The organism is Streptomyces sp. BE20, from assembly GCF_036322525.1.
Classification (GTDB): domain Bacteria; phylum Actinomycetota; class Actinomycetes; order Streptomycetales; family Streptomycetaceae; genus Kitasatospora.
The window spans coordinates 1-298 of sequence record NZ_JAQYWW010000513.1; the positions used below are offsets into that span (position 1 = coordinate 1).

The 298-nt window shown below is 70.5% G+C and carries 1 protein-coding gene; it reads left to right on the top strand.

Translation table 11 applies throughout. From position 1 onward, the window contains the following. A partial coding sequence (locus tag PUR61_RS08025) for a helix-turn-helix domain-containing protein (RefSeq protein WP_329877181.1) occupies positions 1-249 on the top strand: 249 nt, incomplete at its 5' end. Positions 250-298: the final 49 nt, after the last annotated feature.

Sequence of the window (298 nt, forward strand, 5' to 3'; positions counted from 1 at the left end):
ATGACCGTTGCCGAGGCCGCGCGGCGGGTGAAGGTGTCCGAGCAGTCGATCGGGAACTGGAAGCGGCAGTTCCTGGAGTCCGGCCGGGCCGGACTTGCGTCCGGGAAGTCCGGCCCCAGCAGCCGGGAACAGCAACTCGAAGCTCAGGTCGCCGACTTGACCCAGGCGCTGGGTGAGGCCGCGGTCGAGCTGCGGGTGTGGAAGAAGTCCGCGGAGGGCCGGCCGGGCCCTTCGAGGACCTCGAGGTGATCCGTGTCGAGGCGGGCATGCCGACCGCGAGGTTCTGCCGCCTGATCGG